At 59.9% G+C, this 4,762-nt stretch carries 4 protein-coding genes; 2 read left to right on the plus strand and 2 right to left on the minus strand.

The features are described 5' to 3' along the window. Positions 1-500 (plus strand): amidohydrolase family protein (locus QMA15_RS32410; protein WP_290289220.1); only part of this gene is annotated, 500 nt, incomplete at its 5' end. Further along, positions 497-1,369, plus strand: a complete 873-nt coding sequence (locus QMA15_RS32415) for an alpha/beta hydrolase-fold protein (RefSeq protein WP_269577607.1) — start codon at positions 497-499, stop codon at positions 1,367-1,369. The genes QMA15_RS32410 and QMA15_RS32415, both read left to right, overlap by 4 nt. Before the next feature lie 163 nt (positions 1,370-1,532). Here the strand turns inward: QMA15_RS32415 and QMA15_RS32420 are convergent, their stop codons facing one another. Both QMA15_RS32420 and QMA15_RS32425 read right to left on the minus strand, forming a co-directional pair. Then, a complete protein-coding gene (locus tag QMA15_RS32420; RefSeq protein WP_269577608.1) occupies positions 1,533-2,843 on the minus strand; it encodes an FAD-dependent oxidoreductase in 1,311 nt (436 codons plus the stop codon). A 257-nt stretch (positions 2,844-3,100) separates the two neighbouring features. Next, positions 3,101-4,441: an MFS transporter gene (locus QMA15_RS32425; RefSeq protein ID WP_290289228.1), complete on the minus strand. Its 1,341-nt coding sequence runs from the start codon at positions 4,439-4,441 to the stop codon at positions 3,101-3,103. Positions 4,442-4,762: the final 321 nt, after the last annotated feature.

The following is a 4,762-nucleotide window of genomic DNA, read 5'->3' on the forward strand; positions in this document are numbered from 1 at the left end:
TGCGGTGCGTGGAACACGGCACCGACATCGACGCGGAGACTGCCCAGTTGATGCGAGAGCATGACGTGGCTCTGGTCCCCACCTTCGCCGTGGTGGAGCAGTTGACGGACACCGAAAGCATGGACCTGGACCCGGCAATACGAGAGCGTGCATCCGGAGTGCGTCAACGCATGGCCAGAGCGCTCGAGGCCTCTCGCGCAGCAGGCCTGAGGATCGGCCTGGGCTCGGACCTCATCGGGCCGCACCAAAAGCGCCGAGGTGAGGAGTTGCGCTTGCGCGCGGAGTTGGAGTCGCCGATGCATGCACTCGTTTCGGCCACCAGCGTCAATGCCGACATTCTCGGTATCGGGGAAACCGTCGGGACTATCCGCGTCGGTATGCAGGCGGACATGGTTGCCTGGCAGCAAGACCCACTCCGAGACGCAAAGGTGTTCGCCGATCCGGACATGGCTGCTCTCGTCGTGAAGTCCGGCAATATCGTCAAGGGAGACGTTCGATGAGCGCAATGCTGCACGGATGTTTTGCAGACACGGAGTACTTCGAAATAACGGCGAAGTCGGGGCACAGCTACGGCGTCTGGGTGACCACACCCCCCGGCTACGCGGACTCCACGGATCCCTTACCGCTGATCTACGTGATGGACGGCAACTGGGCTGTAGGTCTTACCGCCCCGCTCATCGTCACGCAGGCAGACCCGTACCTGACGGTCGCCCCGTACATTCAGGTCAGTGTCGGATATGCCGGTGAGGAAGCCGCCAACTGGGCACGGCTCCGCAACCGCGATCTCGTGCCGCCTGGGGAACCGGTAGGCGAAGAAATGATGGCTACTCTTGCCGCTGCTCGCGACTCGGGTGCAATGACCCAGGAGTACGTGGACGCCTACCTCGAGGAGCTGGCAGACACCCACGGGGACGTCTTCCTCGACTTCCTGACCAACGAACTCCACCCTCGCCTGTACTCGTCGGAGCTACGTGTCAGCGAGTCCGGGCACGGACTCTTCGGGTACTCGTACGGAGGCCTTTTCGCCCTCTACGCATGGCTGCGCGACGCGCCCCCATTCGCGACCTTCGGTGCGGGTAGTCCCGGAGTTGTGAACACCGACAGCCAGATCCACACACTGGTCGAGGCACTGCCCGAGCGTGGCGTGGGCTCAGTTGTGCCGCAGCTGCACGTTACGCTGAACGAAGCCGAACTGACTGGACCCATTCCGATCTATCGCGGACTGTCACGCAACGTTCTCGCCGTCGTGGAGCAGTTGCATGGCAAGGGACGGTCGCAGGATGTTTCGACCGCGTTGTTGCACGAGACGCACGTCACCGGGCTGCAGGCATCGTTCCTGAGCTACTTGAAGACCTGCCATGCACGTTAGCTCTCCGTCCCGGAGACGATGTGCCGCTGACACGTTCTAGGGCGATTTTCCGTAGACGCCGTTGAAGGAGAAGTCGGCTGTGGGTGTCCACCACGTAGTGGACACCCACAGCCGTGTCTATTCAGTTGTCGAGGCTGTCGATTCTCCAAGCCGGACAAGACTTCTAACCCATGACCGTCCCGGTCGACTCGGCATTGGGTGCCCGAAGGCGGGAGAATGCGCCGAGGTCGATTTCGAGCCCGGTGTGCATCCCGACATAGGTCAGGGGATCAGCGTCGTGATCGTGTCCAGCTTCCACCTTGTCGATGATCCTCGACATGAGGCGCCCAGCGATGGGCGCATTTTTGAATTGGTTCCCGCTGGTGCCCATGGCGACGTAGAAACCTTGCCTGTCTGTCTTGTCGTAGATCGGGGTCCAGTCAGATGCTGCATCGTACACGCCGGCAATACCTTTCGGTTGTGACGGGACCTCCAGGGTGGGGAAACGCCTGGCGGCGCGGAAAACCTGCGCTTCGAACCGGGCAACAGTGCGATTCGGGTTTGCGGTATCAGGATCGTCGATCCACTCGAGCGGATCGCAATCCGGTTCGGTTCCGCCAACGAGGAAACCGTTTCCAGGTTCGGCTCGCATGTAGGTTCCGAGATCCAAATCGGCGATCATCGGGCCGAGGATCTCGTTTTCGTTGTACCCAGTGGGCGCGGTGACGTGATGGACTTCCTGACGCAAGGGCCGAACCGAAACCTTGAAGTCGGACCCGACATTCGAGAGCTTGTTGAACGCTCCTGACCAGGGGCCGGCGGCGTTGACGACAATCTTGGATTTCACACTTTCCCCGTCGTCGAGCCCTAGCTGCCAGATGCCGTCAGGCAACTGCTCGACTGCCACCACACGCGTGTTGTATGCGAAAACCGCACCGTGCGAACGTGCTGCCGCAGCAAGATTCGCGGCTGCCAGTTGCGGGTCGTCGACGAACCCCGCCTGCGGTGTGTACAACGCGCCGAGCGTGGTTTCCGCATCTGCGAAGAAGGACTCCGAGTCGACTGGCTTCGGTGGATAGTATTTACCTGCGTCGATACCGGGAATCTTTTCGACGAGTGTCGTTGCGTCCCACAGTTGGTAGTCGATTCCGATCTTCTCGAAGAGTCCAATCGTGCGCGCGTGGGGTGCGACGTCGACATCGAGCAGTGCCATCCCGCATTGCCGAAACTTCGCAAGCGCGCCGTCGACTGTCGCGTTGAGATGCTCGTTCCAGTTTTGCCAGCAATGCAGCGACTCCCAAGCCGCAGCCATACCGTCGAATGTGGAGTAGTTGAACCGGATGACCGCACTGGATGCACTGGTCGAGCCGTAGCCCGGACCACCAGACTTGTCGATGACCAGGACTTCGTAGCCTCGAGCGGCCAGTTCGTAGGCGATGGAGCTGCCGATCACTCCAGCTCCGACCACAACTGCATCGGTCTTGTCGGTAGGCACTTTCGGCCCCTCTTTCTACTGATGGCTTCGCCGGACCGAAAGCACAGCTATTCGATCCGGCGAGCTTGGGTTCTGGTAATTCTGACGCCGTCGACTTCCTCTGGAGACCCGCATCCCGACTTCTCGGATTCGGCTCTGCCTTAATGGATTTGGTACCTGAAAGTCCAGAGGTGTCCGTCGTCCTCAACTCTCTCGTGGCGGCCATCGGAACGCTATCGACAGCTGCTCAAAAAATCACGGCCGTGGCGCGTCCGTTGTCAGAAATGTTTCGTCGAGCTGCCCCGCGTGGCAGACCAGTTTTTCGATTCCGGAATCCCTCGCCACAGAATGGGAAGTGCGATCAAAGCGATGGCGGTCGCGTAGAAGGCAGGCGACAGATCGCTTCCAGTGGCGTGGACCAGTGCTGCGCACACCAGCGGCGCAGTTCCTGCAAAGAGTGCATATGCGATGTTGTAGGGGATTGCCGTGCCGGTGAATCGAGCATGCGTCGGCATCATTTCGAGGATTACGAGCAAAGCGGACGCGAGTAGGGAAAGCGCGATGACCAGAGCAGCCAGTGCAATGGCAATCGCGAAAATGTTTCCGGTGCCAATGAGCATGTAGCTGGGCACCGAAACGAAAACTGACATCACCATGCCGATTCTGACGAGAGGTCTCCGGCCGATTCGGTCGACCGTGGCGCCGAAGAAGATGAACAGCGGGACTGCGAGAACCAAAGCGCCGGTTGTCATCAGCAGTGCCACCGTGCTCGAAACGTCGGCTGAAAGAATCAGAAATGTCGGCATGTAGCCGAGCAGCATATGAGTAACGACACCGAGCGAGGCGAAATACACGAATGACGTGAGCAGAGTCCGCCAGTGATTGCGGAACAGATCTGTGAGAGGGCGGGTTGGAAGGGAATCGTTTTCTTTCATTTCCTTGAAAGCCGGAGTTTCCTCGACCGCAAGCCTCATGAACAGTCCCACCATGGCGACAACGCCTCCGATGATGAACGGCCAACGCCATCCCCCGTCGGCAAAGGACTCAGTGCCGACCAAGCTGAATGACAAGACTGTGACCGTGGCCAAGATGCTGCCGACGAACGACGAAGAGCTGATAATCCCTGCGTACAAGCCGCGCCGGTGAGACGGCGCATGCTCGACGACGAAGGTTGCCGCTCCGGTGTATTCGCCACCGGCCGAGAATCCTTGAACCAAGCGACAGAGCAGCAGCAACAGCGGTGCTGCGACACCGATCGAAGCATATGTCGGTAGGAGGCCGATAGCCGCTGTCGAGCAGCCCATGAGCGTAATTGCCAGGGACAGTGACCTCCGTCGGCCGAGGCGGTCACCCAGTCTTCCGAAGAATATGCCGCCGGCAGGTCTGGCCAAGAATGCGACTCCGTAAAGAGCGAAGGTGGCAAGCAGTGCGCCACTGCCGAACTCCGGAGGGAAGAACACTGTCGCGAGAACTGCGGCAGTGAAACCGTAGATCGTGAAATCGAACCATTCGACGATGTTGCCTGTCGCGCCGGCAATCAGGGCCCTACGGCGCGCCGATCGACGTCCGGGTGACGTCTCGGTTTGATGCTCTACAGGAGCATTTGCTGTGCCGGTCATGATGATTCCTCTCGGGATATGCTGAATAGCAACGGTTTTGCGACGTCACGGTGGCCGATGTCGTTCGGAGGCATGCGAAATTGAAAGAGGCCGACCGGACCCACGTTGATCTGGCGAACGGAGGTTGCGATCGATTCCGGATCAGGGACGACGCTTTCTCACGCGAGAGCGTGTCGGCTGGCTTCGGCCCACAATGCAAATCTCACGGCTGCAACGAATCTCGTCGCTGTCGGGCAACCTGTCGTTGCTGGGTATGCCTGGTCGCGGGCCGAGCGAACACGTTCCGGGTCTCATGTGCTTCGGCATGTAGCGAGCTTATGG

Source organism: Rhodococcus sp. APC 3903 (assembly GCF_030407755.1).
Classification (GTDB): domain Bacteria; phylum Actinomycetota; class Actinomycetes; order Mycobacteriales; family Mycobacteriaceae; genus Rhodococcus_F; species Rhodococcus_F erythropolis.